This is a genomic window from Xanthomonas sp. MUS 060 (assembly GCF_000963215.1).
In the GTDB taxonomy this organism is placed as follows: Bacteria; Pseudomonadota; Gammaproteobacteria; order Xanthomonadales; family Xanthomonadaceae; genus Xanthomonas_A.
On record NZ_JZIM01000010.1, the window covers coordinates 76066 to 102701 of the forward strand.

Below are 26636 nucleotides of genomic sequence, written 5' to 3' on the forward strand. Positions count from 1 at the left end.
ACAGCGTGGCAGCGGCGGCACAACCGTGGCTCGGGCTAAGATGCGCGCGGTGAACGCCCACTTCCACAACCGCTGATGTTACGCCCACCGGCCCAATCGCACACCGCGCATTTGCAACAGCAGACGCTGCGCCTGCAAACGCAGTTACAGCAGGCGCAAGCGCGTCAAGCACAGGCCGAGGCGGAAGTACAGCAGCAGTTGCCGGCGGTGGAGTTGGCGGTGGCCGCGATCCAGCGGCGTTTCGCCACGCATGCCGCGCGCGCCAGAACTGCGGCAATGCAGCGCGCACGCCAACGCGCATGGGTCCCGGCCTTGCTGCTGCGCCCGTTTCTGCCGGATCTGCGCTGGCGCCTGGCCCTGCTCGGTGTGCTGGTGCTGATACTGCCGTGGATGAGCGCACGCTGGTTCGGCGCGAGCCACGCGGCGCTGGAAGGATGGCGTCAGCTCGTCGCGCACGGCCACATCCTGTTGCTGTTGGAATGCGCACTGCCCTCATTGCTGCTGTACACCATGTTGGTGGTGGGGGGCGCGCAACTGCTGGCCTGGCATGACAGCTACGACGAACGCCTGCTGCTACGGCGATTGGCACGCATGCCACTGGCGCTGGCGCAGGTCGGCGAGGTAGCGCAGCGCGCGCCAAAGGCGACTTATCCGGTGACCCGCGCGCCATGGCCGCAATCCAACCTGCACGGACACTGGCAGATTCCCGCCGCGCACGGCGACGTGTCCGGCGCGCGCCTGCTGGCCTTGCACGACGCCGCGATGGAACCGTGCCTGCATGCGCTGATCGTGCTGCCCGACGCCAGCCATGCCGCCGCGTTCATTGCCTTGGACATCGAGCTGCAAACTGCCGCGTCGGCCTCGCTGCATGCCTTGGCGGTGGCCCTGGCCAGCGACGCGGTGGCCGAAGCCGCGCCGATCAGCGCACTGCACGCATGCGTGCAAACATGGGACGCGGCGCGCAGCCAGCACCGCGCGGTGCAACAACGGCTGCAGAGCATGGACGCGGTACAGCGCCACTGGACCGATGTCGCCCTGCCCGACGCCTGCCTGGACGAGATCCTGAAACTGGTGGACCTGTTCGTCTCCGGTCGTGCTCCTGCGCCGAAGGGCATCCTGCTGCACGGGCCACCGGGCACCGGCAAGACCTTGATCGCGCGCAAGCTGGCGCAGCATGCCGGCTGCCATGTCCAAGCGCTGGGCGTGGCCGATCTGAAAGCCGCGCATGTCGGCAACACCGGGCCCAAGGTGCAGGCGATCTGGCAGCGCTGTCGCGACCATGCACCGGCGATCCTGTTCATCGACGAGTGCGAAAGCGTGTTCGCACGACGTGGCGGCACCGACAGCGATAGCTTCGGCGCCGAACTGGTGCAGACCTTTCTCGCCGAATGGGATGGCTTCCATGCCGCGCCAGGGCAGGTCTTGGTGATCGGCGCCAGCAACCGTCCAGGGCTGCTCGACGAGGCGGTGATGTCGCGCTTCACCGCCAGCATCGCCATCGGCCTGCCCGACGCGGCGGCACGCACGCGCATTCTCGGCAACGAACTGCAACGCGCCGGCTTTGCGCTGACCCTGGACCCCCACGTCATCGCCGACAGCACCGGCCTGTCCGGTCGCGATCTGCAGACCCTGGTCGCGCGAGTGGCGGCCGAATGCGTCGATGGCGTATTGGACAACGCGACGCTGCTGGCGCAGTTGCGGGCGCTGCGCGGCAAGGGTTCCACCCAGGTCGCGGCCCTGGACTGGGACGATATCGTGCTGCCACCGGCCGCGCTCGAGGAATTCGTCGCCCTGGGCAAGGAACTGCGCAACGCCGAACAGCTCGCCGCACTCGGCGTGCCGGTGCCGCGCGGCATTTTGATGTCCGGCCCGCCGGGGACCGGCAAGACCCAGGTCGCGCGGATCCTCGCCAATCAATCGGGCCTGGCCTTCATCGCCCTGACCAGCGCCGACCTCAAGGCCGGCTACCTGGGCCAGTCCGGCCAACGCGTGCAGGCGGCATTCGCCCGTGCGCGGACGCAAGCGCCGTGCATCGTCTTCGTCGACGAACTCGACATCCTCGCTCCCGCGCGCGGCGCCGAGAGCGAGGATGCACTGACCCGGGAAATCGTCGGCCAATTGCTGCAGGAACTGGACGGCGTCGCCAGTCACACCGGAGAGGTGTTCCTGCTGGCCGCGAGCAACCATGCCGATGCGATCGATCCGGCGCTGCTGTCGCGGCTGGACCGGCACATCCCCATCGCGCTGCCCGATCGCGCCGCGCGCACCGCCATCGTCGCGCGCCTGTTGCGCGGCAAGCCGCTCGCGTTCGATGCGGACGCAGCGGCGGCCTGGGTCGCCGAGCGCAGCGAGGGCCATTCCGGTCGCGATCTGCACACCTGGATCAGCCGCGCGATGCGCTGCGCCGCGCGCCGCGCGCTACAGGAAAGCGACGATGCCGCCAGCACACGGCTGCAATGGGACGACCTAGTCGCGACCGCCAACACCGCGGTGATGTAAGCCGCGCGCCGTTTCGGTCCCGCGCGATCAATCTCTCTCGCACGACCTCACCCAGACGGCAACCGCACCTCGACCACATAGTGGCGACCAGCCTCGATCCCGACGATCCGTGGCTCCTCCAGCAAGCGCCCATCCACGCGCACCTGCGGCGCGGCGCAGTCGGCGGCGCGCTGCATCCGCACCGCGAACAGTGCACCGCGAAAGCGCCGCTGCACCTGCGCCTGCGGCCAATGCGACGGCAACTGCGGGCGCACGCACAGCGCATCGCCGTCACCCTTCAGCCCGAACAGGCCTTCGATCAGGCAGCGGTACACCCATGCCGCCGTGCCGGTATTGAACAGTTGGCTGGAACGGCCGGCGGTGCGCGGCAAGCTGTGCCAGGCGCCGCGATAGTAGTTGGGGACGAACACCGGCAACTGCCCGCGCTGCAGGTAATCGGCCAGCGCCGGGCCCGGAATCATCGCACGCAGCACGCGCCAGGCACGGTCGGCGTCGCCAATCGCATACAACGCATGCAGGTAGAACGCGGCGGCATGGTTGTAGACCGCGCCGTTCTCGGCCGAACCAGGATATTTCTGGGTCAGCCGGCCCACGTCCTCGCGCATCGCCGTATACGGCGGGGCCAGCATGACCGGCCCATAGGGCGTGTCCAACTGCGTGTCGATCGCCTGCAACAGACGTTGCCGCTGTGTCGCATCGGCGGTGCCGGCGAGCAGCGCCCAGCTCTGCGGATTGAGATAGATGCGGCCTTCTTGGTCGTCCTTGATGCCGAAGCGCACACCATCGTCGGTGATGCCACGCGCATACCAGTCACCGTCCCACAATTCTCGGTTCATCGCCGCATTGAGTTCCTCCGCACCTGCGCGCCATTGCGCCGCCAGCTCGGCGCGGCCATGTTGCGCGCAGATCCGCGCCCACAGTTGCAGCGCATGCGCGGTAGCCACCGACAACCAACCGGACACGCCACGGCCACGATAGCCGACCATGTTCATCGGATCGCACCAATCGCCCTGCGCGATGTAGCTCAGTCCGCGTGCATCGCGCGCACCGAGCAGCCAGCGCATGGCCGCGTCGATGCGCTCGGCGACGCTGAGGCTGATGCCATCGGCGGTGGTCACGTCCACGTTTAGCAGCGCGCTATCGCCGGTCTCGTCCAGATAGGCCTCCAGGAACACCGGCAACCACACGCAGTGGTCGGTATGCGGCACCTGGTTGATGTACTTCAGTTCCGCACCCTCGACCAACAAAATGCCATCGGGCATCGCCCCGCTGCGTTCCTGCTGCGACAGCGCATGCAGCAGCGCCGCGCGCGCCGTGTGCGGGCGCAGATAGCTCATGCCCATGTGGTCCTGCAGATAATTGCGGGTCTGCGGATCGGTGGCGAGGCGGTTGACGTCGCCGTGATAGAACACTTGTCGCGGCAGCCAATGGTTGACCAGGTTGTCCAGGTGCGGATCGGGCGTGGCGATGTGCAGACATCCGGCCGCCTCGGCTAGATAAGCACGGTAATCCGCCGCCGCCGTGGCAAAGCCCTGCGCCGACAGATAACGCGCACGCAAGCCCGCGATCTCCACCTCATCCTTGGCCGGGCCGAATAGAAAGCGCAGCGTCTGCGTCTGCTGCGGCGCCAAGGTCATGCCGTACTGCAAGGCTGCGGTTGGCAGTTCGTAGTGCGCCTCGCTGCCGCCTAGACGCGGCTGCATCACCGCACTCGGCGCATGCAGACCACCTTCGCCCTCGAACGCCGACTGCCGCGCCTCCCAGGCATCGGGCGTCTGCTCGTGCAGCAGAAAGGTGCAGTCTTTGAAGCCGCGATGGCGGAAATAATCCTCCACTTTCTGGTACCCGGTGACACTGCGGCAGACGATGCCGCCCAAATCGGCGCGATATTCGCCGCTCTGGTACATCCACGACATGTAGCCGACCGGAAAGTACGCATACAGCGCGAGCCGGCGCGCACGCCCATCCAGATTGCGCACCTGGCATTGCCACAGCTCCACCGGATCGTCCACCGGCAACTGCAGCCGCAGTTCCACCTCGATGTCAGCATAGCGCACGTACCAGACCAGGTCGGCTTGACCCGCAGAAAAACAGAACGCCTGCGGCATCGCCCTGACCGGCTCGTAGGGCACCGAATACAACGCGCCACTGTCCTCGTCCTTGAGGTAGAAGAAACGTCCAGGATGATGCGCGTAGTACGGCTGCTCCGGCTGCATGAAGGTTTTCGCCTCCAGGGTCGGTGCATGCGCGTATTTGGTCGGCTCCGGCTGCATGAACTGCGCGGTGGCGTAACCGCGACAGGTCACATGGATCATCATCCGCCGGTTCCACAGGAAGCCGCCGGCATTGGGCAGTGCCGTCGGACTGTACAGCGCATAGCGCTCGCCGTCGGCGCTGGGGGCGAGCAGCGAGCTCGTGTCCTGCTGCGGATCATGCGCGCGATTCATCGGTCAGCTTCCCTCGCCGCACGCGTGCGCGCGGCCAAATCGTGTTGAATGCGGCGTAGCATCGCATCGTCCAATGGATAAAAGCGCATCGTCCACGCAGCCAGCAACGCGATCGCGCCAGGAATCACCGTCAACAACAACACGATGCCGAGTTGTGAGGCATCGCTCTGCGCCTGGTTGGCGACATAGCCCATCGCCGCCAGCATCCAGGCGATGCAGGCCGAGGCCAACGCAGCACCGAGCTTTTGCGAAAAGATCGCCGCCGAGAACGTCATCGCGGTGGCGCGACGCCCGGTCTTCCACTCGGTGTAGTCGGCGCTATCGGCGTACATGGAAAACGCCAGCGGCGATTTCGGTCCAAGCCGCCAGGCCCACCAGCAGATTGAGCGCGAACAGCACCCAGATCGCTTGGCGTGGGACGAAGAACATCGCACAACTGAGCACACCGACGCTGGTCATCAACCAGATCATCAAACGTCGCTTGTCGCACCAGCGGGTCAACAGTGGCGTGGCCGCCGCGCCCAGTGCCAACGCCAGCGAATAGCTGCCGAGAAACCAGCCGGCCAGATCCGGGCGACCAACGTAATATTTGACGTAATACACGCCGGCACCGCCACGCATGACGATGGTGACCATGATGATCAACGCCAACGCGAACAACACCCGCCATGGCCGATTGCGCAGCAGATCGGCGATATCCTGCAACACCGGCGCGCGTGGTTGTGGCAACGGTTGCACACGCTCACGCGTGGTCGCGAACACCATCGCGAACAACGCCGCGGCCACTGTGCCGTACAGCAGCATGGTGCACTGCCAACCACGTGCGTCGTCGCCCTTGCCGAACCAGCGCACCAGATCCAGCGTGGCATAGTTGACCAGGCAGGTGCCGACAAACGCCGCGATGAAGCGAATGCTGACCAACGTGGTGCGTTGTTGGCTATCGGCGGTCATCACCCCCGACAGCGCCGAATACGGAATGCTGAGCACGGTGTACATCAACATCATCAGCGCAAAGGTGACGTAGGCCCAGAGCAGGCGACCGCCGGTATCCAGCGCTGGCGTGGTATAGGCCAGTACCGCACTGCCGGCCATCGGCAACGCCGCGAACAGCAGATAGGGGCGGAACTTGCCCCAGCGGGTGCGGGTGCGGTCGGCGATCGCGCCCATCAACGGATCGCACACCGCGTCCGCCAGCTTGGTCACCAACAGCATCGTGCCTACCGCGGCGGCCGGCAGGCCCATGGTGTCGGTGTAGAAGATCAGCAGGAATGCGGACATGGTGGCCCAGTACAGATTGAACCCCATGTCGCCGATGCCGTAACCGAGTGTCTCGGACCAGCGCAGCGGAGCGTCGGTGCGTTGCGATGAGAGGGACATCGGCGATCCTGGATGGGCGGACATGCGATGATGCGGCGGCACGCGGTAATTACCGCCATACGCGACAGCGGCACGACGCTACACCAGCTTGCACGCGCCGCCAACGCCAACGCATACGGCATAGCAAAGACATCCCCAGGTATAACGACACGTGATGGACCCGACATCGCCTCCGCCACCACCGGCCGCCGCCATCGTCGTGATGGGCGTGGCGGGCAGCGGCAAGACCAGCGTCGCGCAGGCACTGGCCGCACACTACCGGATGACGTTCTTGGATGCCGACGACGTGCATAGCGCCGAAGCCAAGGCGCAGATGGCCCGTGGGATTCCGCTCAGCGACACGCAGCGTGCGCCTTGGGTCGCGGCGTTGACGACGCGGCTGCGCCAGTCCAACGCGGCCGGCGACGGCATCGTGCTGGCTTTCTCCGGCTTGCGCCGCGCGCACCGTCAACAGCTACGCGACAGCGGGGTGCCGATGCGCCTGGTGTTTCTGCACGCCGCCATGGACGTGATCGCCGCACGTCTGGCCGCACGCAGCGGCCACTTCATGCCGCCGACCCTGTTGCAGAGCCAGATCGACGCACTGGAGTCCCCGGTTGACGAGACAGACGTGATCGCGGTGAATGTGGATGCGCCATTTGCCAACGTGGTGGATGAGGCCATCGCACGACTGGATTCAACCCGGGTCATTGGCTAGCTAAATCGCGCATCCGGAGTCGCTATCCAATGTGAAGATGCTGGTCTGGCGGCGAACAAGGGAGGAACAATGGTGTCAGAGTTAATTTCGCTGTAAATCACTCTGACATCTTTTTACCATCGACGCTGCTCAAGCGCCACGCCGGTTGAGCGGCCATCATGGCGCTGTGTCCGGCAGCATAGGATCGCGTAGACGGCTCCCCAGCTTAATCCAGGATCACCGCGTCGTGACGTAAGGATATCCCTACCCGGCACCACCAACTTGTGCATAAGGATCAATGACATATGACCGGAACCAGCTTGGTTGGGCACCACCCGCAAATCATCCGGGCCAGCCGCCAGCGCAAGCGCAAACCATTGATGCTTCAAGAAATGGGGAACTCGGCCGATGTCTTTGGTGTCCCAAGATCAAGCGATCCAGAGTTGGGTCAACTGTTCGTAGACGATGAATCGCATCGCGCTCGCGTTGTCAACTATCAATGTAAGTTGATGTAGACTCCCCACCCATTGGAGATCAGGGAACAAGCAATGAAGTGCGCTGCCAGCCATGTCTTCAGCAGCACTGCAGCAGAGCAACTCGCTTTCAGCCAGTTGGCTGCTGCCCAGGTTCGCGACTTGGGTCTCCTTCGCGATATCGCTCAGGCCTGCTCAGCGCTTGAGCATAAGCGCAAGGTCTTTCAGTTCGTCAAAGACACGTTCCGCGACATGCTGAAGTGGCTCGACAGCGTGGACAGCGTTGTGCCCGAAGAAAAGATCTTGGCATACATCAATCGCGTCAGCGATGAGCTAATTGGCTATTCCAAGAACCTCAAGGCCGGATTGAGGGCTGCGGAACGTGATCGGCAGTTGAGAGCGGATGACGGCGTGCATGATGCGTATCGCGCAGCCATCGAGGCGCTGTGCGATCTTCACGACGCGGTCGAGGACTACAGAATGGCCTTGCTCCATCACAATACGCTGCGTGATAACCAGGATGCCGGGCCTGTGCTTTCTAGCGCAGACGAAATAAGGACATTTCTCGAAAACCTGTGATGCTAAAAATCACAGGAGTCCAACTTGGAAAGGAATCCTTTCAGAGAGACTTCGCCGGTCTCCCTGACGAGGTGAAGGCTGCTTTCCGCGAGAGGATTTCGACGCTTCGCACGCATCCCACAGCAAGTCGATTGCGACTGCATGATCTTTCCGGCTTCAAGCCGAAGATATACAAAATTGATGTGACCTCAGGTGGCAAGATGTACCAGGCTACCTTTCACCTCGTTGGATCAGTCGCAGTTTTCCTGAGAGTCGCGTCGCACAAGGAAATAGATCGCCGGCCAGGATGACCCCACTCTTGCGGTGGCTTTGTTGTCAGGGACTGGCTTCCCGCTCAATCAGGGTGTCACCGCGCCGTGTGGTCGGGGTATCTTGGTCCCAATAACAACGGGATCAGAGTTAATTTTGGGTCAATCGCACGACTGGATTCAACGGGCGTCATCGGCTAGCCGACATTGCGCATCCGCAGTCGCGGCCCGATGTGAAGATGCTGGTCTGACGGCGGAAACCGCAGCCATCATCGGGATGACGGCCGTGTTTGGTAAACTGGCCCTTCGCCCTTCAAAATGAACCGCCGCCAGGGCGATGGCGGCCTGGATGTCTCCAGCGTCGTGAAGCCGATCAGGAAGCGCCTATGAGTACCAAACGCGAACAACTTGTCTTGCCTGGTGGCGGCGACCGCCTGCTGCTGCATTCGTGTTGCGCGCCGTGCTCGGGCGAGTTGATGGAAGCGTTCGTCGAATCGGGTATCGATTACACGGTGTTCTTCTACAACCCCAATATCCATCCGGCCAAGGAATACGAACTGCGCAAGCAGGAGAACATCCGCTTTGCCGAACAACACGGCGTGCCGTTCATCGACGCCGATTACGACACCGATAACTGGTTCGCGCGCGCCAAAGGCATGGAGAACGAGCCCGAGCGTGGCATCCGTTGCACGATGTGTTTCGACATGCGCTTCGAGCGCACGGCGTTGTATGCGCACGAACATGGCTTCCCGGTCATCACCAGTTCGCTGGGGATTTCGCGCTGGAAGAACATGCAGCAGATCACCGACAGCGGCATCCGCGCCGCCGCGCCTTACGATGGGCTGACTTACTGGGACTACAACTGGCGCAAGCACGGCGGTTCCGCGCGGATGATCGAGATCAGCAAGCGCGAGCGCTTCTACCAGCAGGAATACTGCGGCTGCGTCTATTCCTTGCGCGACACCAATCGCCATCGCCGCGAACAAGGCCGCGAGCGCATTCGCCTGGGCCTGGTGTTCTACGGCGACAACGAGGCGGAGTCGAAATAATCGGCAATCCAGTGCCAGTAGGCAGGCGCTGACCAATCCGGTCGGCGCTGCCTAGAGAAGGTCCGCGCGTGCCACATCACGCTAGCCATGCGACTGGCGATGCGCGTTGGCCTCCGCGTTTGCCGATGGCGGAAAACGGGACGATGCCGGCTCAGTTGGCCGAGGACAGATGTTCGATTGCCGCGACGCTGCCCAGGCGCTCGCTCAAGCGCTTGAGCAGCGCCAAGCGGTTACCGCGCAGCGCCGGGTCGTCGGCGTTGACCATCACGCCATCGAAGAACGCGTCCACTTGCGGCCGCAGCCGCGCCAGCACATTCAACACGCTGACGTAATCGCGCTGACGCAGAGCGCCGTCGGTCTCGGCGATTGCCACTTCCACTGCTTCAGCCAGCGCGCGCTCGGCCGGCTCGCGCAGCAGCGCTGCATCGACCTGCACGGGAATCGCGTCCTCGGCCTTGCGCAGAATATTGCGAATGCGCTTGTTCGCGGCGGCCAAGGCGTCGGCTTCCGGCAGCGCGGCGAAAGTGCCGATAGCGTCGATGCGGCGGTCGAGGTCGTACAGCGAGGCGACCTTCAGTTCGGCGACCGCGTTGAAATGCGTCGCCGGCACGCCCTTGTCGGCGTAATAGCCGCGCAGACGGTCGAGGATGAAGTCGTACAGCTCCTCAAGCTCGGCAAGTTTGGTGCCACCGACGTTCGGGATCGCCTGGGCCTGTACGCCTGAAGCACGTGCCGTTGCGGCGGCATGCTCAGCCTGCTTATCTTTTTGTTGGGTTTTTGCAAACGCAACCGCATCCAACGCTTGATCGAGGAGCCTGGGTAGGTTGAGATCCAACCCACTCTCAATCACCGTCCGCGCCAAACCCAGCGCATTGCGCCGCAGCGCGAACGGATCCTTGTTGCCGGTGGGCTTCAACCCCGCGGCAAACCCACCGGCCAGCGTGTCCAGGCGTTCGGCGATGGCGAGTACCTTACCCAACGGCGACAGGGCAATATCGTCGCCAGCGAAACGCGGTTGGTAGGCTTCGTCGATGGCCAGCGCAATCTCACGCGGCTCACCAGCGGCGATGGCGTAATAACGACCGGCAATGCCTTGCAGTTCGGGGAATTCGTTGACCATGCGCGATTGCAGGTCGTTCTTGCTCAGTTCGGCGGCGCGGCGCGCCTGCGCCGGATCGGCACCCACTTGCGCGGCAATCGCCTCGGCCAGTGCGGCCACGCGCCGCACCTTGTCGGCAAGGCTGCCGAGCTTGGCCTGATAGGTCACGCCGGCCAGACCCGCCGCCATCGCCTGCAGACCTTGCTTGAGGTCTTCGTCGAAGAAGAACTTGGCGTCGGCGAAGCGCGGGCGGATCACCCGCTCGTAGCCCTTGGCGACTTCGGCGACGTCGCGCGAGACGATGTTGGCGATACCGATGAAATGTTCGGTGAGCTTGCCGTCGGCATCCAGCACCGGGAAGAACTTCTGGTTGCTTTCCATGGTTTCGATCAGCGCTTCCTGCGGCACCGCCAGGAACGCCGGCTCGAAACGGCACAGCACCGCCGACGGCCATTCCACGAGATTCACCACCTGCGCCAGATTGTCCTCGGCGATGCGCGCACGGCCACCAGCCTGACGCGCGGCCTGCTCGACCTCGGCGACGATGCGCGCGCGGCGCACGTCCGGGTCCACCAGCACCTGCGCCGCCTGCAACGCGGCCACGTAGTCGCCCGGCTGCGCCAGCGTCACCGGCGCATCGTGCAGGAAGCGATGGCCACGGCTGTGCCGGTCCGCCTGCACGCCGAGCAAGTGCGCGGGCACCACCGCGTTGCCGAACAACAGCACCAACCACTGCACCGGCCGTGCGAAACCATAGTCGTGATCGCCCCAACGCATCGGCTTGGGGATGGGCATCGCGGCGATTGCCTCGCGCAGGATGTCCGGCAGCAGGGTCGCGGTGCGCGCGCCGGGATGCACCGCGCGGTGCACAAAGCGCTCGCCCTTGGCGTCGCGGGTACGTTCCAACGCGGTCCAGGCGATCCCGGCCTTGGCGGCAAAACCTTCCAGAGCCTTGGTCGGCTGGCCGTCGGCATCCAGGGCGATGTTGAGATAAGGCCCGAGCACTTCCGCGCGCTGCTCGGGCTGTTCGGCGGCCACGCCGGGCAGCAGCACGGCCAGCCGGCGCGGGGTGGACAGCGGCTTGGCGTCGCCGCGCTCCACCGCGATGCCGCGCTTGTCCAGCCCGGCGATCACGCCATCGAACAAGGCCTGGGCCAAGCCCGGCAATGCCTTGACTGGCAGTTCTTCGGTACCCAGTTCGATCAGCAGGGGATGCATGCTCATATCACGTCCTTCCGAGGCGTCGGCCGTGCGCCGCGCCCAATCGATTGTGTCGTTCGGCGTACCGCGCGCATCGCGGTCTTCGCCATGGATCGCCAGCCGCCATCGCCAAACAAGCGGTAGCGCAAAGAAACGTCCGGCAGGCACGCGCCCACGGGACTAGCGCTTTACGCCGGGGAAACCGAGCTTCTCGCGTTGCGCGTAGTAGGCTTTGGCCACCGCTTGCGCCAGCGCACGCACGCGCAGGATGTAGCGCTGGCGCTCGGTGACCGAGATCGCCCGGCGCGCATCCAGCAGGTTGAACGCATGACTGGCCTTGGTGACCTGTTCGTAAGCCGGCAATGGCAGTCCCACTTCAACCAGCGTCTGCGCTTCGCGCTCGCAGGCGTCGAAACGGTGGAACAATTCGGCAACGTCGGCGTGCTCGAAGTTGTACGCGCTCTGCTCCACCTCGTTCTGGTGGTAGACGTCGCCGTAGGTGACTGGCGTGCCGTCGGGGCCGTAGGTCCAGATCAAGTCGTACACGTTGTCGCAGTTCTGCAGGTACATGCACAACCGTTCAAGACCGTAGGTGATCTCGCCCAGCACGGGTTTGCACTCCAGGCCACCGGCCTGTTGGAAGTAGGTGAACTGGGTGACTTCCATGCCATTGAGCCAGACTTCCCAGCCCAGGCCCCAGGCGCCGAGCGTGGGCGATTCCCAGTTGTCCTCGACAAAACGCAGATCGTGTACCAGTGGATCGATGCCCAGCGCGCGCAACGACTCCAGGTACAACTGCTGGATGTTGTCCGGGTTGGGCTTCATCGCGACCTGGTACTGGTAGTAGCGCTGCAAGCGGTTCGGATTCTCCCCGTAGCGGCCATCGGTGGGACGGCGGCTCGGCTGCACATAGGCCGCGTTCCACGGCTCGGGACCGAGTGCGCGCAGGAACGTGGCCGGATGGAACGTGCCGGCACCCACTTCCAAGTCCAACGGTTGGATCAGCACGCAGCCGTGCTGCGCCCAGAACTGGTTGAGGGTCTGGATCAAACCCTGGAACGTGATCGGAACGGACCGGGAAACGGACATCGAGCGGGGGGCCGGTTGAGGGGTGCGCTAGTATAGCGACCGACTCGCGGACACTTCCGCGCACCGGAGCACGACCATGGATTCGCGATCCGCCGCGCCGCCGCTCGGCTTGCCCGCATCCAGCCCGGTGTCGTTGCCACCGGGTCGGTTGACCGTCGAGCGTGTGGCCGCCGCCTTGCTCGCCGACGGCTTGGTCGCGCCGGAAGAACGCGGCCGCATGCAGTTCTCGGCGCAGACCGCGCGCACGGTCAGCGATGTGCATCCCCTGGTGCTGCTGTCCAACCTCAAATTGCCCGCGATCCAGCCGCCGGGCAGCGAACTGAGCCTGGAACGCTTGACCGAATGGTTGGCCCAGCGCTGCGGCCTGCGCTATCTGCGCATCGACCCGACCCGCGTGGACGTGGCCGCAGTGACTGCGGTCGTCTCGCATGCCTACGCGCGTCGCCACCGCATTCTGCCGCTGGCGCTGGAACCGGAACGCTTACTGGTGGCGACCAGCGAACCGCTGGCACTGGACTGGCTCGGCGATCTGCAACACCTGGCGCGGCGCCGTATCGAGATCGCGGTGGTCAATCCGCTGGATCTGCATCGCTACACGATGGAGTTCTTCGGCGTGACCCGCTCGGTGCGCGGAGCCAAGGACGGCCGTGGCGAACAGAGCAGCAGCCTGCCCAGCTTCGAACAACTGGTGGAACTGGGCCGTGGCGGCGACGTCAACGCCGACGATCACCACATCGTGCACATCGTCGATTGGCTGTTGCAGTACGCCTACGAACAGCGCGCCAGCGACATCCACTTGGAGCCGCGGCGCGAGGCCGGACGCATGCGCTTTCGCATCGACGGCGTGCTGCACAAGGTGCTGGAAGTGCCGCCGGCGGTGATGAACGCCATCGTCAGCCGGATCAAGGTACTCGGGCGCATGGACCTGGCCGAGCGCCGACGCCCGCAGGACGGGCGCATCAAGACCCGCTCGCCCGGTGGGCGCGAGACCGAAATGCGCCTGTCGACCATGCCCACCGCATTCGGCGAGAAGTGCGTGATGCGCATCTTCGACCCGGACGCGGCGTTCAAGAGCGTGGACCAGCTCGGTTTCAGTCCTCAGGAAGCGGCCGGCTGGAACGCGCTGGTGGAGCGTCCGCACGGCATTGTGCTGGTCACTGGCCCGACCGGTTCGGGCAAGACCACCACGCTGTACTCCACGCTCAAGCGCCTGGCCACGGCGGACGTGAACGTGTGCAGCGTGGAAGACCCGATCGAGATGATCGCGCCCGAGTTCAACCAGATGCAGGTGCAGCCCAATATCGACCTGGACTTCGCCAGTGGCGTGCGCACCCTGCTGCGGCAGGACCCGGACATCATCATGATCGGCGAGATCCGCGACCTGGAAACCGCGCAGATGGCGGTGCAGGCCTCGCTGACCGGACACTTGGTGCTCTCCACCCTGCATACCAACGATGCACCCTCGGCGATCACCCGCCTGCTCGACCTGGGCGTGCCGCATTATCTGGTCGCTTCCACCCTCAACGGCGTGCTGGCGCAGCGTCTGGTACGCACGCTGTGCAACCACTGCAAGCGCCCGCACACGCTGGAAGCACACGAATGGGACGCGCTGCGCGAGCCGGGCGAGGCCTTGCCCGAGCAGATGCAGACCTATGCGCCGGTCGGCTGCCTGGAATGTCGCCGCACCGGCTACCTGGGCCGGGTCGGTCTGTACGAACTGCTGCCGATCGGGCCGCGTCTGCGCAGCCTGATCCGCGCCGACATGGACTTGGCCGGCTTCAGCCGTACCGCACAGGCCGAAGGCGTGCGCACCCTGCGCCGCGCGGGCCTGGAAAAGGTGGCCGCCGGCCTGACCACCCTGGAAGAAGTGCTATCGGTATTGCCACCGCGCGAGTGAGCCCGCAGTTCGAGGATTCCGAGCACCGCCTGGGCCGGTCCGGCGACAGCGCCATGGTGTTGATCGCCGCTATTCCTGGGTGACGAGGGGCGTGAGACCGCTGTCCTCGATGGCCTTGGCAGCGGCCTTGGACGCCATGTAATCCAGCAGCGCCTGGGCTGCCTCCGGTTGCGTGCTGGATGTGGCGACGGCACCGGAATACAGCGTCATCTTCTGCGCCTGCTGGGGAATCAAGCCGACGATGGTGATGCCCGGCACCGGCTTGAGTTCACTCAGTTGCTGGAAGCCGAGTTGCGCCTGACCGCGCGCGACCACAGCGCCCACCGGCTCGGCGGGAATCATCCGCGCCTTGACGACGAAGCTCTCGCCGAGCCGCATCCGCGGGAACAATTCATGCGCCAGGTAAACGCCACTGGCGCGGGAACAATTCATGCGCCAGGTAAACGCCACTGGCACTGTCCGAATACGCCACCGACGTGCTGTCCAGCAGGGTCTTGCGGAAAGCGTCCATGCTGGAGATATCCGGCTTGGCCGCACCCTCTTTGACCGCCATGGCGATATAGGATTTGCCCAAATCCACCCGACTGGCCTTGCGCGCCTGGCCCGTGGCGACCAGCATGTCGAGCGCCGAACCGACCATCAACAGCACGTCCGCCGGCTCATGGCGGGCGAGCCGTTTGGGGATGGCTTGCGGCGTATCGCCCATCGATGGCGCCGCCTCGATGCGCAGCTTCACCCCGGTTGCCTGTTCGTAGCGCGGCGCGATCGCGCGCACCGCCCCCATGATGCCGCCGGAACTGAGCACGGTGAGGGTGGTGGGCTTGACCGGGGTGACCGCAACGCAGCTGCCGGAGGCGATCAAAAACCCAGCCAGCATCAGCGATTTCAAGAGTTTCAGCATGCCGAAGATCCCTGCGATGCCTGACTGCACATGAACGCCGAGTGTAACCAGTCCAGGGAGGCCAAGCGAAGTGCTGGGTTTACCCACGTTATATGCTGATGCCGTCGACGCCGGCCGGACTTGAAAAAATGGCCTCGCGGCCATTTAGAATCGATCCATGTCGTTGCCTTGCTGCGTATGTCCGCTGTGCCGTTCCTGATCCTCGAAACTGGCGAGCCAGTGCCCACGATGCGGCGCTACGGTCGCTTTCCACACTGGATCCGCGTCGCCGCCGGTCTGGCCGAGCGCGATATCGTGGTCGCCAATGTCGCCGCAGGGGCGGCGCTGCCGGATCGCCGCGATTTCGTCGGAGCCATCATCACCGGGTCGGCCGCGTTCGTCACCGATCGTGCCGACTGGAGCGAGCGTTCCGCCGACTGGCTGCGCGAAGCCGCCCACGCGGGAATGCCGCTGCTGGGCATCTGTTACGGCCACCAGTTGCTGGCACACGCGCTGGGCGGGGAGGTGGCTTACAACCCGGCCGGACGCGAATCGGGCACGGTGCAGATCGCGTTATCTCCCCAGGCCGCCGCCGACCCGTTGTTCTACGGTCTGCCGGAACATTTCCCTGTGCACGCCACCCATCTGCAGACTGTACTGCGCGCACCGCCCGGCGCCAGCGTGCTGGCGCATTCGGCGCAGGACCAGTGCCAGGCGCTACGCTGGGGCGAGGCGACCTGGGGCGTACAGTTTCATCCGGAGTTCGCCACCCACCATATGCGTGGCTACGTGCAGGCGCGGGCCGACTGTCTACGCCGTGCGGGACGCTGCGCCCGTACCATCGCCCGCGAGGTCAGCGCCGCGCCGTTGGCGCGCAAGCTGCTACGACGCTTCGTTCAGCACGCGCGTGGTCAGTCTTGACGACGACGACCAGGCAAAACCACGATAATCTGCATCTTCGCCGCGCTGTACGGCGTCCCCCACTTCGGATTGGCAATGATCGAAATTCGCAAGCTGCCGGCTTCGGCCGGCGCGGAATGGCTATTGAGCGGGATGTCGCTCCTGCGGCGGGCGCCATGGGCGCTGGGTCGGCTGGGCGCAATCTGGGGATTGGCCATGATGATCGCCGTGTTCATGGGGAATCTCCACCCGACCCTCGGCATGCTGGCGCAACTGCTGCTTGGCCTGGCCGGACCGCTGCTGTTCGGTGGGCTGGTATGGGCCGCGCGCGAGGTGGACCAGGGCCGCAGCCCGCAACCGGCGCACCTGCTACAAGGCCTGCACGCGGGGCGCGCGCCGCATTTGCTGGTGGCGTTGTTGCCGCAATTGGTCGTCGTCCTGGCGCTGGGCATCCTTGCCATGGTGGTGGTGGGGCCGAGCGGATGGGAGCAGATGGCCACGGTGATGAACAAGCTCAACGAGCTCAGCCAGTCGAATGCGCAACCAGATCCCGCACAGGTGGAGCAACTGGTGCAAACCCTGCCGGCGATGCGCATCCTGCTGTGGTTGCTGCTGGTGGCGGTCGGTTTCGTGATGGTCATGCTGACGCTGTTCCTGTTCGCGCCGCAGGTGATGTTCGATGGCCGCAACGGCCTGACCGCGATGCGCTACAGCCTGCGCGCCTGCCTGCACAACGTGCCGGCGATGTTGGTGTTCTGCCTGCTGGCCTTCATCGCCACCTTTGCGCTGTACTTCGTGCTGGCACTGGTGATGCTGGTGCTCCAGGCCATCGTCGGCGCCATGGTCGCGACCCTGATCACACAGGTGTTACTCATGGCTCTGGTGATGCCGACGCTGGCCGGCATGGTGTACGCGGCGTGGAAGCAGATGTTCAGGCATCCCGATCATCCCGCAACGACAGTGCCGCAGCCGCCGTCCAACGTGTTTGTCGCTTGAGACCGGCCGTTGCGGCACCTGGGCAGAACCGCTTGGCTGAAATTTCTCAGCTACGCTGTAGAAAACCTCGCAAGTCGCGATCATCGGGCAGACGTGGACAGCGCGCAGAAACCGCAATGGACAGGTGTGAGGATTCCGAACACTGCCCGTGCCTGTCCGGCGGCGACGCAGTCGGCTTGTGAGCTACTGCTTAGTCGCGGATTTGCATTTCCGACGGATTCTTGGTCACTGCGCTGGCGGCGATGATGCCCAACTCGTAAAGCAGACACATCGGAATGGCCAGCATCAATTGCGAGACCACGTCTGGCGGGGTCAACACGGCCGCCAACACGAAGATGCCCACCACCGCGTAACCACGGCCCTCGCGCAGTTGCTGCGGTGTTACCCAACCGAGTAGAGCCAGGATCACCAGCGCGACCGGCAACTCGAAGCTGGCGCCGAAGGCGAAGAAAATCGCCAGGACGAAATCCAGATAAGACCCGGCGTCCGGAGTGAGTTGGATCACGTCCGGCTTGAACGTGGTCAAGAAGTGAAACACCGCCGGCAACACCAGAAAGTAGGCGAACGCGCAGCCGAGATAGAACAGCAGCACCGCCGATGCCAGCAGTGGCAACGCCAGGCGCTTCTCGCGCTGGTACAAGCCGGGGGCAACGAAGGCCCAGGCTTGGTACAGCAGCCAGGGCACGGCGATGAAGACGCCCAAAAAGAACGCCAATTTGAGCGGTGCAATGACCGCGCCGGCTGGATGCGTGGCAATCACGCTCTGTCCGACCGGCAACTGCGCCAGCATCGGCGCGGCCAGCCAGGTGTAGATACGCTTGGAGAACGGTAGCAAGGCCACCACCACCACGCCCAGACCGATCAGCGCACGCATCAGGCGCGCACGCAGTTCGATCAGATGTTCGATCAGGCTGCTCTCGGCTTCGGGGTTCATCGCGGTGCTGTCGGGTCAGCGGAAGGAGGCTGGACCGGAGCCGACGGCGAGGTGTCTGCGGTCGGTGAGTGCGCGGCGGTGGGGTCCTGCGTTGCCGACGATGCAAACACCTCGGCAATTGGCTCGGCTGTGGCGGTCGGCGTTGACGGCAGCGCGGGGCTGGCAGCAAGCGGCGGCCCCGAGGCCGAGGCCGTTTCCACGGTCTCGGTGGAGACGGCCGGTGTGGTCGGATCGATCTCGTGGCGCAGGGCGTCGGTTTCGCGTTGCAATTGCTGACCACTGTCGCGCAGCTGGGTCTCGGCCTGGCGCAGCGAAGCTTGCACGTCGCGCAGGCTGCGCTTGAGTTCCTCCGCTTCCAGTTCGCGCTCCAGCTCTTGCTTCACCGAGTCCCATTGCGCGCGGGCACGACGCACCCACAACCCCGCAAAACGCGCCGCCTTGGGCAAGCGCTCCGGGCCGAGTACCACCAACGCCACCACTGCGATTACCAGCAGTTCGCTGAATCCGATATCGAACACGCCACGCCGTCCTGTCAGCGCGCGTCGCGGTCGTGCTCGGCCTGGGTCTGGCGCGACGATTCACTGCCGCGCGAGGCGTCGGCGAGCTGGCCGGCGGGTTTGTCGTCGTCCTCGCGCATGCCTTTCTTGAACTCCTTGACCGCGTTACCCAAGTCCTTGGCGCCACCGGTCAGCCGCTTGGTGCCGAATATCACCAGCACGATCACCAGCACGACCAGCCAGTGCCAGATGCTAAAACTGCCCATGATCCGCTCGCAAAAAAGTCGTTGAGGAACCCGCAGGATAACGCACCGGACGTGGGTGCGTTATTTAGCGCACACGCTGCGCATGCCCCTGAACAGGCGTCAGGCAGGTGCCCCAGCCGCGAGCGGCGACGCCGAAATCAGTGGCTGCCGTTGAGTGGCTCTGTGCGGACCTCGCCGTCGGACACGGGCTGGAAGCCTTGCTTCTGCGGTGCTTGCGACGGTGCTTGCAACGGCGCCGTGCTGGTGTTGTCAGTGGTGTGCGATCCGACCGCCGATTCCGCTGCGGCCTGTCTGGCCGGCGTCGGCGCAGGTGCGGCGGCGGACGCCGGGGCTGTGTCGCTATCGTCGCCATCTTTGTTGTTGCGACGGGTTTGCCGTGCGGCGTAGGTGGATTCTTCCAGCTTGTCGCGGAATGCCACGATATCGTTGGACGGCCGGCTGGCGGTACGGCCTTCGAAGATCATCCGTGGGGTGCTGTTGCTGCCGTAGGCGTTGAGATCGGCGGCATCGTCGATCTGCAAGTCGGCACCGTCCAGGGCGACGCCGGCGAACAGCCCGCGCGCGCGCGACCACGACCAGATCTCGGCCTTGAGCTCGCCGTCGGTGGCCGCAGCGGCATTGCGCCCGACCGGACCGGCGGCGACCCCGGCATCGGCGCCCAGGGTGAACTTGCCATTGACGATGTTGTCCAGGCTGCGGTCGTTACGGAACACCAGCACCACATCGGAGGACTGCACGCCAATCTGTAGCCCGATGCTGCCGCCGGTCAGCTTGACGAACACCGGATTGGACCAAGTGCCATCGGGACGCTTGACCGACATCAAGCCGTGGCCGCGACGTCCACCGAACACCATGCCGACCTTGAGCGTGTCCGGAATGACCACGATGGCACGGCCCTCGTCGAGCAACCTGTCGGGAATGGCTTGCTCCGGGATCTTCTGAATCTCGCTCAGCACGCGCAAGGCGTTGCGGGCGCGCTCGTCCTCTTCGGGACCGGCCATGGCGTGGCCGGCGAACAGCAGGGTACTCAGCAACAGGGCGAGGCGCGGCAGGCGGGGCATTGGGGGTGGGCTCCAAGATCGATCCGCAGCTCAGATACTGCGGCTTCCCGAACTTACTCATCGCCCGATGAATCGGCTATGAGCGATGCCGCGACTCACCGATGCCGCACCCATCACTGCCATGGACAACGCGTCAGACTGCGGCGCCGAGTCTCTGCCACAATGCGCCCATGTCCAACGCACCCGAGACCGCCATCCTGGTGGTGAACCTAGGTACGCCCGAGGCGCCCACGGCACCTGCGGTCGCCCGTTATCTGGCCGAATTTCTCGGCGACAAGCGCGTGGTGGCGATTCCGCGCCTGTTCTGGTGGCCGCTGCTGCACTGGATCATCCTGCCACGGCGTTCGCCGAAATCGGCTGAAAAATACGCGCAGGTCTGGCTGCCGGACGGATCGCCGCTGGCGGTGTACACGCGGCGTCTGGCCGAAGGCATGCAACGCGCATTGCCCGACCACAAGGTGGCCTGGGCGATGCGCTACGGCACACCTGCGCTGGCACCGACGCTGGACGCGCTACGCGATGGCGGCGTGCGCCGGATCGTGGTGCTGCCGCTGTATCCGCAATATTCGACCACCACCACCGCTTCGATCGAGGACGTGGTGGAGGCCTGGAAGGCGCGCAATCCGCAGTTGCCGGTGCACTTGATCGAGGACTACCCGACCGATCCGGCCTGGGTCGAGGCGGTAGCCGCTAGCGTGCGTGCGCACTGGGCGCAGCATGGCCGTGGCGAGATGCTGTTCTTTTCCTTCCACGGCTTGCCGCAACGGGTGGCCAACAACGGCGACCCGTATCCGCAACGCTGCCAGGCCAGCGCCCAGGCGATTGCCACGGCCCTGGGCCTGGACGCCAGCCAGTGGCAACTCGGTTATCAGTCGCGCTTCGGCGCCGAACGCTGGCTGCGACCCTATGCCGAACCGCGCCTGTGGGAACTGGCAGAGCAAGGCATGCAACGCGTGGACGTGCTCTGCCCAGGCTTCGCCACCGACTGCCTTGAAACCCTGGAGGAGGTGGCGATGGGTTTCGTCGAAACCTGTGCCGAGCGCGGCATGCAGGTGCGTTACATCCCCTGTCTCAACGACACGGCGGCCCACGCCCACGCCCTAGCGCAGCTCGCCATTCGCGCCGCATGAGTCCGCGCGCCTTTACCTGTCCATCGCGAGTGGGCATGCTCGCCGGCTTGCGCAGCGGCGATCCGCAGGGACTGAAAGTGCTGGCCTTGCACGGTTGGTTGGACAATGCCGCCAGCTTCGTGCCACTGAGCGCGCATCTGCCGCAACTGGATCTGGTCATGCTGGACCTGCCCGGACACGGCTATAGCGCCGCGTTGCCGGAGGGAAGCGAGTACCTGTTGTTCAGCAGCCTGCATCCCGTCATGGACGCTGCCGATGCGCTGGGTTGGGAGCGTTTCGTGCTGATCGGCCACTCGATGGGCGCGGCAATCGCGAGCCTGCTGGCTGCGGCGATGCCGCAGCGGATCGAGAAGCTGGTGGCGATCGAGATGCTCGGCGGTCTGTCCGAAAGCGAAGCCGGCGCTGTGCAGCGCTTGCGCGACAGTGTGGCCAAGGGCCGCCAGCTCAATGCGACGCCGTTGCGGGTGTTTCCCGATCTGGCCGCCCCCGTGCGTGCGCGCATGCGGGCCAACCAACTCAGCGAACCCGCAGCGCGGCTCCTGGTGGAGCGCGGAGTGCGCGAGGTGGATGGCGGCTATGTCTGGCGCAGCGATCGCCGGCTGACCCAGTCCACCCCGATACGCCAGACCGAATCGCAAGTACTCGCCTTGCTGACCGGCATCGACTGCCCGACGCTGGTGGTGTTCGCCGATCCCGCACAGGCCATGCTGCCCGAGGCAGTGCGCCTGCAACGGGCGGCACAGCTACGCGATGGCCGCGTGCATACGCTGCCCGGCACCCATCATCTGCACATGGAACAACCCGCGGCGATAGCCGCGTTGCTGCACGCGTTTCTATGAATTAACGCCGTGCGTGCAGAGGATTATCCGCAAGGGTCATCCGCAGCGCATGTCTGCCTCCGCGCATCGGAGGTGAAATTTATATCCGGCACTATTTTTCTTTTAAGTCGCGCGCACGCCTGCGGTCAACAGGCGTAGAGGCGATCCGTCACGTCGTTCGCGGCGCGATCCCGGCGTCCGACATGCCGGCGTAGCACTCCCACCCAGGACCGTCACGGCTCGCTGACGCGGGAGATCGCACCGGGTTTTTACCGCAGGCGGGGAGAGGCGGCCTGCGGGGCGCTGGATGGAGTGCTGTCTGCGCAGCGCTGAGGCGAAGCGTCGGCATCTCCATACGAGGACGCCACCGTGCCACTGACGAGCGACGCATGTACCTTGGACCTGTGCAGCGCAGGCGCTAACCCAGCAAGCGCCGCAACTGCGCCTTCAGGCAGCGCCCATGTGTGTGGAAGTAACTGCGCTCGGCTTTCCAGTCCGGGAACCGCGCCTCCACTTCGCGCCAGAATGCCGGCGAGTGATTGGCCTGCAGCAGATGGCACAACTCGTGGACCAGCACGTACTCGAACGCCGATGAGCGACCCAGCACCAGAGCCAAGTCCAGTGCCATGGCGCCGTCCGGGGCCAGCGAGCCCCACTGCGAGGACATCACCTTGAGCCGGATCCGCGCTGGCGCGCGCGGTAGCGATGGCAAGTACATCGGCAGCCAGCGACCCAAATCGACGCGCGCCTGCGCTTCGTAGAATTCGCGCAGCGTGCGTGCAATCACCGCGTCGCTGGCGCGTGCCGGGATCTGCAATTGCGCGCCCTGGGCATCGACTTGCAAGCGCGCGTAACGGCCCTCGCTCCAACGCAAGGGTAGGCGCTCGCCGCGCAACGGCAGCCAACCAGGAACGCCGCGTTGCAAACCAGGCGTGCTGTCCTCGTCACGGTAGCGCGCCAGTTGCGTATCCAGCCACTGTCGGTGTTCGAGCAGAAAACGTTCGCCGGCGACCAGACTGGCGCGCAGCGGTAAGGTCAACCGCGCGCCGCGTTCGTCCACGCTGAGTTTGATCCGCCGAGCGCGCGGATCGCGCACGCGCAGTACCTCGATCTCGCGCTCGTCCAATCGCAGACGGACGAGGTCGCGTTCGACCGCCGCAGGCGGCGGGGCGAGCAAGCGACGGAGAAAAGTAGGCATGCGGACAGGATAACTCTCCGATCACCAACACATCGTGACAACGGCACGATCTGGTGCATCGTGACGCCGCTTGATTTCAGGTCTCGGCCTTGCTCAGCTTCAACGCCTCTTCCAGCAGCAGGAACAGCCGTCGCACTTCACCGCTCATCAGTGCGAAATGCGCATCCAGTTCGGCGCGCACGCCATCGTGATCGGCATGCTCAAGCTGGTCGAGCGCCCCGTCGAGGAACTTCAGCTTGCGGATCACCAGATCGTCGCCGAGAACGAAGGACACGTGGTCGTCCAGCACCAGCGCCAGCTTGGTGACCTGTTTGCCAGCTTCCAGGTGTTTGTCGATCTCGTCGCAGCGCAGTTCCTGATGCTGGCACTTGACCACCGCGCCGCCTTCGATGGGGTCCTTCATCTCGCACTCTTCGCCCAGACTCAATCCTTCCGGCAACGGCTCGCCGGCGATCCAGCCGGTGAGGATCGCGCGCGGGGCCACCTCGGCATTCAATGGCAGCGCCGGAAAGCTGCCGAGCAAGCCACGGATCTCCGACATCACGGTTTCTGCGCTCTTGCGGCTGGAGGTGTCCACGGCGACGTAGCCGTGCTGCAGATCCAGCATCGCGTCGGTGCGCGAGGATTTGACGAAGGCGCGCGGCAGCAGTTCGTGGATCAGGTCATCTTTCAAGCGTTTGCGTGCGCGACCGCCAGGCCGGCGCCCTTCCTTTTCCTCGATTTCGGCGACCTTGCGCGCGAGCAGGTCGTTGACCACCGAACCGGGCAGGATCTTGTCCTCCCCGCCCACGGTGAGCCAGAGAAAATCGGCGATGCGGTGCGACAGCGCTTCCTGCTCATCGCGACCGAACGGGGAGATGAAACCACGCGAACTCATTTCCAGCGGGCCAACCGATTTGAGCCGGGCCTCCGGCAGGTGCGTATCGACCTCGGAAAAGTCCAGCGTCGTAGGGAAGCGGAACAGCGTCAGATTGCGAAAGAACATCGAGCATCCAGCAGAAGGAAACGGAACGATCCGGCGCCATTGCGCGCGGCGATAGGCGACATTGTCGCATCGCGTCGGCCCGCTTACCGCATCGAACGGTTCAGCGAAGCGCGTTCAGGCTGGACTCTCGTCTGCCCAGGCGGTTGCAGGCGCGCCGCCGCCGAGCGCGGCGAAATCGAACAATGCGCGGTCGGCCAGTTGCGATGGCTGCACGTTACCCATGGCCCGCGCGATTTGCTCCACCCGTCCCGGGTGCTCGCGATCCCACTGTTGCAACATCAGCCCGACCTGGCGCCGTTGCAGGGTCTCCTGGCTGCCGCACAAGGTGCAGGGAATCAGCGGGAAATTTTGTGCCTGCGCATAGGCGGCGATATCGTGCTCGCGCACGTAAGCCAGCGGCCGGATCACCACGTGCTGGCCGTCGTCGCTGCGCAGCAGCGGCGCCATCGCCGCGAGTTTGGCGTGGAAGAACAGGTTCATGAAAAACGTCGCGACGATGTCGTCGCAGTGGTGGCCCAAGGCGATCTTGCTGATGCCGTGTTCGGCGGCGTAGCGGTATAGCGCGCCACGACGCAGTCGCGAACAGAGCGAGCACAGGGTTTTGCCCTCCGGCACCACCCGGGTAACCACCGAATAGGTATCCTGCTCGATCACATGCCAAGCCACGCCGCGCTTGCGCAGATAGTCGGGCAGCACGTCGGCGGGAAAGCCGGGCTGTTTCTGGTCCAGGTTCACCGCCACCAGTTCGAACGGCACCGGCGCCTTGCGCTGCAATTGCAACAAGATCTCCAGCAACGTGTAGCTGTCCTTGCCGCCGGACAGGCACACCATCACTTTGTCGCCAGCGGCAATCATGCCGAAGTCGGCAATGGCCTGACCCACCTGCCGGCACAGGCGCTTCCCCAACACCGAGGATGGGGAACGCGTGGGCGAGGCGGGATCGGCAAGACGCTGCGGCAAGGGCAGGGAAGAAGACATGACGGTGCATTGTAGTCGTCGCATCGGCGTGGATGCGCTGGTGCCGAATGCGCTGCCGCGTCAGGACATTGCACGCTGTGTCTTGCGATGGCGCATCGCAGCAAGCGTTTCGCTCGCAGGCTGGGTAAAGTTCGCGCGTCCCGGCTTGCGAACCGCATCCAATGCATGCGTCGGTTTTCTTCGGCAGTGGCGCTTTTTCCACTCCGTCCATGATAGCGCTAACATCGTTGGTCACGCTGGCACGTCTGCGGTCGTGCCGCTACCGCGCAGCGCGAACGCTGCGCGTGGTCCATACCCAATGTCTGCCGCCGCTGCATCTGCGCGACGCAACGGCGGCATTGCGTGCGCCTGCCACGTACGCGCCTGCGCCAATCGACATGGCAACGGTCCGCACACCGATGACGCCGTGCCGACCATCGTTCTCCCACTCGACAGGAATCCGTTTCTCATGAGCCACTCCGTCTACCTCGGCGCCAAGGAATATTTTCCGGGCATCGGCCGCATTCCGTTCGAAGGCAAGGCCTCGGACAACCCGCTGGCCCACTCCGTCCATGATAGCGCTAACATCGTTGGTCACGCTGGCACGTCTGCGGTCGTGCCGCTACCGCGCAGCGCGAACGCTGCGCGTGGTCCATACCCAATGTCTGCCGCCGCTGCATCTGCGCGACGCAACGGCGGCATTGCGTGCGCCTGCCACGTACGCGCCTGCGCCAATCGACATGGCAACGGTCCGCACACCGATGACGCCGTGCCGACCATCGTTCTCCCACTCGACAGGAATCCGTTTCTCATGAGCCACTCCGTCTACCTCGGCGCCAAGGAATATTTTCCGGGCATCGGCCGCATTCCGTTCGAAGGCAAGGCCTCGGACAACCCGCTGGCGTTCGTTCAAGGTGTACGACGCCGACAAGCAGATTGGCGGCAAGTCCATGGCCGCGCACCTGCGTTTTGCGGTGGCGTATTGGCATAGTTTCTGCGGTAACGGCGCCGATCCGTTCGGTCCGGGCACGCGCGCCTATCCGTGGGACGCTGGCAGCGACGCGCTGGCGCGGGCCGAGGCCAAGGCCGATGCGGCGTTCGAGTTTTTCACCAAACTCGGTGTGCCGTATTACTGCTTCCACGACGTGGATCTGGCCCCGGACGCGGAGGCCATCGGCCAGTACGAAAAGAATCTGCCTGCAGCACATGGTCGGCATCGCCAAGCAGCGCCAGGCCGACACCGGCATCAAGCTGCTGTGGGGCACGGCCAATCTGTTCTCGCATCCAGCACATGGTCGGCATCGCCAAGCAGCGCCAGGCCGACACCGGCATCAAGCTGCTGTGGGGCACGGCCAATCTGTTCTCGCATCCGCGGCGCTAC

22 protein-coding genes and 2 pseudogenes are annotated in these 26636 nt (G+C 64.8%); 10 read left to right on the forward strand and 14 right to left on the reverse strand.

Annotation, left to right across the window (positions count from 1 at the left end; genetic code table 11):
* Nucleotides 1–75: 75 nt before the first annotated feature.
* A complete protein-coding gene (locus tag XANALMUS060_RS10985) occupies nucleotides 76–2499 on the forward strand; it encodes an AAA family ATPase (RefSeq protein WP_045738433.1) in 2424 nt (807 codons plus the stop codon).
* Nucleotides 2500–2546: 47 nt separating this feature from the next.
* Here XANALMUS060_RS10985 and XANALMUS060_RS10990 read toward each other — a convergent pair whose 3' ends face one another.
* Together XANALMUS060_RS10990 and XANALMUS060_RS10995 are read right to left on the reverse strand one after the other, a co-directional pair.
* A complete protein-coding gene (locus tag XANALMUS060_RS10990; RefSeq protein ID WP_045738434.1) occupies nucleotides 2547–4946 on the reverse strand; it encodes an NdvB protein in 2400 nt (799 codons plus the stop codon).
* Nucleotides 4943–6347: pseudogene (locus XANALMUS060_RS10995) on the reverse strand (MFS transporter). The gene XANALMUS060_RS10990 and the pseudogene XANALMUS060_RS10995 overlap by 4 nt, the downstream one beginning before the upstream one ends.
* Nucleotides 6348–6477: 130 nt before the next feature.
* Between XANALMUS060_RS10995 and XANALMUS060_RS11000 the strand changes: the two are divergent.
* The 3 genes from XANALMUS060_RS11000 (at nucleotide 6478) to XANALMUS060_RS11015 (ending at nucleotide 9348) form a co-directional block, all read left to right on the forward strand.
* On the forward strand, nucleotides 6478–7020 hold the full coding sequence (locus XANALMUS060_RS11000; RefSeq protein ID WP_045738435.1) for a gluconokinase, GntK/IdnK-type: 543 nt from the start codon (nucleotides 6478–6480) through the stop codon (nucleotides 7018–7020).
* 527 nt (nucleotides 7021–7547) lie between these two features.
* Complete coding sequence (locus XANALMUS060_RS11005; RefSeq protein ID WP_045738436.1) at nucleotides 7548–8051, forward strand: hypothetical protein; 504 nt, start codon at nucleotides 7548–7550, stop codon at nucleotides 8049–8051.
* A 634-nt stretch (nucleotides 8052–8685) separates the two neighbouring features.
* A complete protein-coding gene (locus tag XANALMUS060_RS11015) occupies nucleotides 8686–9348 on the forward strand; it encodes an epoxyqueuosine reductase QueH (protein ID WP_045738438.1) in 663 nt (220 codons plus the stop codon).
* A gap of 151 nt (nucleotides 9349–9499) precedes the next feature.
* Here the strand turns inward: XANALMUS060_RS11015 and glyS are convergent, their stop codons facing one another.
* Nucleotides 9500–11671: a glycine--tRNA ligase subunit beta gene (gene glyS / locus XANALMUS060_RS11020; RefSeq protein WP_045738461.1), complete on the reverse strand. Its 2172-nt coding sequence runs from the start codon at nucleotides 11669–11671 to the stop codon at nucleotides 9500–9502.
* A gap of 156 nt (nucleotides 11672–11827) precedes the next feature.
* Nucleotides 11828–12736 (reverse strand): glycine--tRNA ligase subunit alpha, encoded by a 909-nt coding sequence (gene glyQ / locus XANALMUS060_RS11025; protein ID WP_045726558.1) that lies wholly within the window; start codon nucleotides 12734–12736, stop codon nucleotides 11828–11830.
* A gap of 76 nt (nucleotides 12737–12812) precedes the next feature.
* Here glyQ and XANALMUS060_RS11030 point away from each other — a divergent pair, with 76 nt between their 5' ends.
* Nucleotides 12813–14633 carry a GspE/PulE family protein gene (locus XANALMUS060_RS11030; RefSeq protein ID WP_045726557.1) on the forward strand — a complete coding sequence of 607 codons (1821 nt, stop codon included), beginning with the start codon at nucleotides 12813–12815 and terminating at the stop codon, nucleotides 14631–14633.
* A gap of 69 nt (nucleotides 14634–14702) precedes the next feature.
* On the opposite strand, the gene XANALMUS060_RS22665 is transcribed toward XANALMUS060_RS11030, so the two are convergent.
* Together XANALMUS060_RS22665 and XANALMUS060_RS22670 are read right to left on the reverse strand one after the other, a co-directional pair.
* Nucleotides 14703–15065: a substrate-binding domain-containing protein gene (locus XANALMUS060_RS22665; protein WP_255352368.1), complete on the reverse strand. Its 363-nt coding sequence runs from the start codon at nucleotides 15063–15065 to the stop codon at nucleotides 14703–14705.
* Complete coding sequence (locus tag XANALMUS060_RS22670; RefSeq protein ID WP_255352369.1) at nucleotides 15025–15534, reverse strand: substrate-binding domain-containing protein; 510 nt, start codon at nucleotides 15532–15534, stop codon at nucleotides 15025–15027. Before XANALMUS060_RS22670 ends, XANALMUS060_RS22665 begins: the two co-directional genes overlap by 41 nt.
* A gap of 177 nt (nucleotides 15535–15711) precedes the next feature.
* On the opposite strand from XANALMUS060_RS22670, the gene XANALMUS060_RS11040 reads away from it, so the two are divergent.
* Complete coding sequence (locus XANALMUS060_RS11040; RefSeq protein WP_045738439.1) at nucleotides 15712–16434, forward strand: glutamine amidotransferase; 723 nt, start codon at nucleotides 15712–15714, stop codon at nucleotides 16432–16434.
* Here XANALMUS060_RS11040 and XANALMUS060_RS22005 read toward each other — a convergent pair.
* Entirely contained in the window at nucleotides 16425–16649 is a 225-nt protein-coding gene (locus tag XANALMUS060_RS22005; protein WP_235429922.1) for a hypothetical protein, read from the reverse strand. The genes XANALMUS060_RS11040 and XANALMUS060_RS22005 overlap by 10 nt on opposite strands.
* Between XANALMUS060_RS22005 and XANALMUS060_RS11045 the strand changes: the two genes are divergently transcribed.
* Nucleotides 16567–17409 (forward strand): BPSS1780 family membrane protein, encoded by an 843-nt coding sequence (locus tag XANALMUS060_RS11045; RefSeq protein WP_235430453.1) that lies wholly within the window; start codon nucleotides 16567–16569, stop codon nucleotides 17407–17409. The genes XANALMUS060_RS22005 and XANALMUS060_RS11045 overlap by 83 nt on opposite strands.
* 190 nt (nucleotides 17410–17599) lie before the next feature.
* On the opposite strand, the gene tatC is transcribed toward XANALMUS060_RS11045, so the two are convergent.
* The 4 genes from tatC to XANALMUS060_RS11065 all read right to left on the reverse strand — a co-directional run bounded on the left by tatC (nucleotide 17600) and on the right by XANALMUS060_RS11065 (nucleotide 20167).
* Nucleotides 17600–18343, reverse strand: coding sequence for a twin-arginine translocase subunit TatC (gene tatC, locus XANALMUS060_RS11050; protein ID WP_045738441.1), 744 nt, complete (start codon nucleotides 18341–18343; stop codon nucleotides 17600–17602).
* Complete coding sequence (gene tatB, locus XANALMUS060_RS11055) at nucleotides 18340–18861, reverse strand: Sec-independent protein translocase protein TatB (protein ID WP_045738442.1); 522 nt, start codon at nucleotides 18859–18861, stop codon at nucleotides 18340–18342. The genes tatC and tatB overlap by 4 nt, the downstream gene beginning before the upstream one ends.
* 14 nt (nucleotides 18862–18875) lie before the next feature.
* Nucleotides 18876–19106 (reverse strand): Sec-independent protein translocase subunit TatA, encoded by a 231-nt coding sequence (gene tatA / locus XANALMUS060_RS11060; RefSeq protein ID WP_045738443.1) that lies wholly within the window; start codon nucleotides 19104–19106, stop codon nucleotides 18876–18878.
* 137 nt (nucleotides 19107–19243) lie between these two features.
* On the reverse strand, nucleotides 19244–20167 hold the full coding sequence (locus XANALMUS060_RS11065) for a YSC84-related protein (protein ID WP_045738444.1): 924 nt from the start codon (nucleotides 20165–20167) through the stop codon (nucleotides 19244–19246).
* 170 nt (nucleotides 20168–20337) lie between these two features.
* Here XANALMUS060_RS11065 and hemH point away from each other — a divergent pair, with 170 nt between their 5' ends.
* Both hemH and XANALMUS060_RS11075 read left to right on the forward strand, forming a co-directional pair.
* Nucleotides 20338–21297 carry a ferrochelatase gene (gene hemH, locus XANALMUS060_RS11070; protein WP_045738445.1) on the forward strand — a complete coding sequence of 320 codons (960 nt, stop codon included), beginning with the start codon at nucleotides 20338–20340 and terminating at the stop codon, nucleotides 21295–21297.
* Nucleotides 21294–22136 carry an alpha/beta hydrolase gene (locus tag XANALMUS060_RS11075; RefSeq protein ID WP_045738446.1) on the forward strand — a complete coding sequence of 281 codons (843 nt, stop codon included), beginning with the start codon at nucleotides 21294–21296 and terminating at the stop codon, nucleotides 22134–22136. The genes hemH and XANALMUS060_RS11075 overlap by 4 nt, the downstream gene beginning before the upstream one ends.
* 397 nt (nucleotides 22137–22533) lie before the next feature.
* On the opposite strand, the gene XANALMUS060_RS11080 is transcribed toward XANALMUS060_RS11075, so the two are convergent.
* From XANALMUS060_RS11080 to ttcA, 3 genes are all read right to left on the reverse strand, one after another.
* Nucleotides 22534–23313: a SprT family zinc-dependent metalloprotease gene (locus tag XANALMUS060_RS11080; protein ID WP_045738447.1), complete on the reverse strand. Its 780-nt coding sequence runs from the start codon at nucleotides 23311–23313 to the stop codon at nucleotides 22534–22536.
* Nucleotides 23314–23389: 76 nt separating this feature from the next.
* Complete coding sequence (locus XANALMUS060_RS11085) at nucleotides 23390–24298, reverse strand: recombination-associated protein RdgC (protein ID WP_045738448.1); 909 nt, start codon at nucleotides 24296–24298, stop codon at nucleotides 23390–23392.
* Nucleotides 24299–24412: 114 nt separating this feature from the next.
* Nucleotides 24413–25276, reverse strand: a complete 864-nt coding sequence (gene ttcA / locus XANALMUS060_RS11090) for a tRNA 2-thiocytidine(32) synthetase TtcA (protein WP_045738449.1) — start codon at nucleotides 25274–25276, stop codon at nucleotides 24413–24415.
* Between the two features lie 790 nt (nucleotides 25277–26066).
* On the opposite strand from ttcA, the pseudogene XANALMUS060_RS11095 reads away from it, so the two are divergent.
* A pseudogene (locus XANALMUS060_RS11095) lies at nucleotides 26067–26542 on the forward strand (xylose isomerase); the annotation flags it as partial.
* Between the last annotated feature and the right edge of the window lie 94 nt (nucleotides 26543–26636).

Bases quoted from the DNA above. Each gene is read 5' to 3' on its own strand.
- XANALMUS060_RS10985 (WP_045738433.1), top strand. From the start codon at position 76: ATGTTACGCCCACCGGCCCAATCGCACACCGCGCATTTGCAACAGCAG.
- XANALMUS060_RS10990 (WP_045738434.1), bottom strand. From the start codon at position 4,946: ATGAATCGCGCGCATGATCCGCAGCAGGACACGAGCTCGCTGCTCGCC.
- XANALMUS060_RS11000 (WP_045738435.1), top strand. From the start codon at position 6,478: ATGGACCCGACATCGCCTCCGCCACCACCGGCCGCCGCCATCGTCGTG.
- XANALMUS060_RS11005 (WP_045738436.1), top strand. From the start codon at position 7,548: ATGAAGTGCGCTGCCAGCCATGTCTTCAGCAGCACTGCAGCAGAGCAA.
- XANALMUS060_RS11015 (WP_045738438.1), top strand. From the start codon at position 8,686: ATGAGTACCAAACGCGAACAACTTGTCTTGCCTGGTGGCGGCGACCGC.
- glyS (WP_045738461.1), bottom strand. From the start codon at position 11,671: ATGAGCATGCATCCCCTGCTGATCGAACTGGGTACCGAAGAACTGCCA.
- glyQ (WP_045726558.1), bottom strand. From the start codon at position 12,736: ATGTCCGTTTCCCGGTCCGTTCCGATCACGTTCCAGGGTTTGATCCAG.
- XANALMUS060_RS11030 (WP_045726557.1), top strand. From the start codon at position 12,813: ATGGATTCGCGATCCGCCGCGCCGCCGCTCGGCTTGCCCGCATCCAGC.
- XANALMUS060_RS22665 (WP_255352368.1), bottom strand. From the start codon at position 15,065: ATGAATTGTTCCCGCGCCAGTGGCGTTTACCTGGCGCATGAATTGTTC.
- XANALMUS060_RS22670 (WP_255352369.1), bottom strand. From the start codon at position 15,534: ATGCTGAAACTCTTGAAATCGCTGATGCTGGCTGGGTTTTTGATCGCC.
- XANALMUS060_RS11040 (WP_045738439.1), top strand. From the start codon at position 15,712: ATGTCCGCTGTGCCGTTCCTGATCCTCGAAACTGGCGAGCCAGTGCCC.
- XANALMUS060_RS11045 (WP_235430453.1), top strand. From the start codon at position 16,567: ATGTCGCTCCTGCGGCGGGCGCCATGGGCGCTGGGTCGGCTGGGCGCA.
- XANALMUS060_RS22005 (WP_235429922.1), bottom strand. From the start codon at position 16,649: ATGAACACGGCGATCATCATGGCCAATCCCCAGATTGCGCCCAGCCGA.
- tatC (WP_045738441.1), bottom strand. From the start codon at position 18,343: ATGAACCCCGAAGCCGAGAGCAGCCTGATCGAACATCTGATCGAACTG.
- tatA (WP_045738443.1), bottom strand. From the start codon at position 19,106: ATGGGCAGTTTTAGCATCTGGCACTGGCTGGTCGTGCTGGTGATCGTG.
- XANALMUS060_RS11065 (WP_045738444.1), bottom strand. From the start codon at position 20,167: ATGCCCCGCCTGCCGCGCCTCGCCCTGTTGCTGAGTACCCTGCTGTTC.
- hemH (WP_045738445.1), top strand. From the start codon at position 20,338: ATGTCCAACGCACCCGAGACCGCCATCCTGGTGGTGAACCTAGGTACG.
- XANALMUS060_RS11075 (WP_045738446.1), top strand. From the start codon at position 21,294: ATGAGTCCGCGCGCCTTTACCTGTCCATCGCGAGTGGGCATGCTCGCC.
- XANALMUS060_RS11080 (WP_045738447.1), bottom strand. From the start codon at position 23,313: ATGCCTACTTTTCTCCGTCGCTTGCTCGCCCCGCCGCCTGCGGCGGTC.
- XANALMUS060_RS11085 (WP_045738448.1), bottom strand. From the start codon at position 24,298: ATGTTCTTTCGCAATCTGACGCTGTTCCGCTTCCCTACGACGCTGGAC.
- ttcA (WP_045738449.1), bottom strand. From the start codon at position 25,276: ATGTCTTCTTCCCTGCCCTTGCCGCAGCGTCTTGCCGATCCCGCCTCG.